2 protein-coding genes are annotated in these 1459 nt (G+C 70.8%); one reads left to right on the top strand and one right to left on the bottom strand.

Annotated elements, in window-relative coordinates; translation table 11 throughout:
- Positions 1–1080: SDR family oxidoreductase (locus AB0M20_RS43240; RefSeq protein WP_364307280.1), on the top strand; the 1080-nt coding region annotated here is incomplete at its 5' end.
- Positions 1081–1086: 6 nt separating this feature from the next.
- On the opposite strand, the gene AB0M20_RS43235 is transcribed toward AB0M20_RS43240, so the two are convergent.
- Complete coding sequence (locus AB0M20_RS43235; RefSeq protein WP_364307279.1) at positions 1087–1419, bottom strand: hypothetical protein; 333 nt, start codon at positions 1417–1419, stop codon at positions 1087–1089.
- Positions 1420–1459: the final 40 nt, after the last annotated feature.

The following is a 1459-nucleotide window of genomic DNA, read 5'->3' as shown; positions in this document are numbered from 1 at the left end:
GCCCGGAGCCCGGTACCGCCGGCCTTCGACGGCGACGGCGACGCGGTGATCGTCTTCACCTCGGGCACGACGAGCCGGCCACGGGCGGTGGTGCACACCCGGGCTTCGCTGGAGTCGGGCATGCGGGCCGTGCACGACCTGGTCCGCCCGGCGCCCGGCCGCACGGTGCTGGGCGGCACCTTCTTCGTGGCCCTGCCGTCGCTGGCCGCGGGCGCGCCGGTGGCCTTCCCCGCGCGCCGCCCGGCCCGGCTGGCCCGCCAGATCCGTTCGCTGGACCCACAGGCCACCTACCTGACGCCGCCGCAGATCCGGGCGGCGCTGTCCGGCGGCGTGCGCTTCCGCGGCCGCGTCTACAGCGGATCGGCACCGGTCAGCGCGTCGCTGCTGTCGGCGGTCCGCGCGGCGGGCGCCGCCACGACCGAACTGACGGACCTCGCCGCCCGCGCCGCCGTCCACCCGGTGACGGTGGATCTGAGCACGCCGGAGGGCCCGGCCCGGCTCGTCGACACCGCCGTCGCGGAACACGGCGGCATCGACATCCTGATCAACAACGTCGGCGCCGTCAGGCCACGCATCGGAGGGTTCCTCTCGGTCACCGACGACGACTGGGCCACCGCCATGACGATCAACTTCCTGACCGCGGTACGCGCGACCCGCGCCGCGCTGCCGCACCTCATCGACCGCGGCACGAGCGCGATCGTCACCGTCAACTCGGTCAACGCGCGGCTGCCCGACCCGCTGGTCATCGACTACAGCGCCGCCAAGGCCGCACTCGCCAACTTCAGCAAGTCACTGTCCAAGGAGTTCGCGCCGCACGGCGTACGCGTCACGACGGTCAGCCCCGGACCGGTCGCCACCGGGCTGTGGCTGGGCCCCGGTGGCGTCGCCGCCACCGTCGCGCAAGCCGCGGGAGCCAACCCCGAGGGCGTCGCCCAGCAGGCCGCCGGGCAGTCGGCGACCGGCCGGTTCACCGAATCGGACGAGGTGGCCGACCTCGTCCTCTTCCTGGCCAGCGACCGAGCCGCCAACATCACCGGCGCCGACTTCGCCATCGACGGAGGCCTGATCACCACCCTGTAGGTCTTGTTACCAGCTCATTGGATCGTCCGGCTTCCCGCGGGACTCGAAATCGGCGATGAGCATGGCGACGTTTCTGTCCCAGAGGTCATCATGACCGCTATCTGCCGGCGCAAGCTGCACTCGGTAGGGTCCATCAACGAAGACGTAGTCGTTGCTCTTTTCGCTGTAGCGAGCCTGGAATCGGCCGATCTTCCGGTTCGTCTCTCCCACTTCGGACGTAGCAGGCGCGACCCTGAACTGCGCAGATCGCCTTCCGTCACCGATCGTGAGGCCCGCGTTTTCGAGCAGAGGTCGCCCCGCGTCCATGGTCAGACCCAATTCACACGCATGCACCGTCATCTCTGCCGGATTACGCCCGTGCGGGTATGGCTAGGGGGAG

It is taken from the genome of Actinoplanes sp. NPDC051633 (genome assembly GCF_040681735.1).
Taxonomy (GTDB): Bacteria; Actinomycetota; Actinomycetes; order Mycobacteriales; family Micromonosporaceae; genus Actinoplanes.
This window is presented reverse-complemented; position numbering and strand designations above follow the sequence as displayed.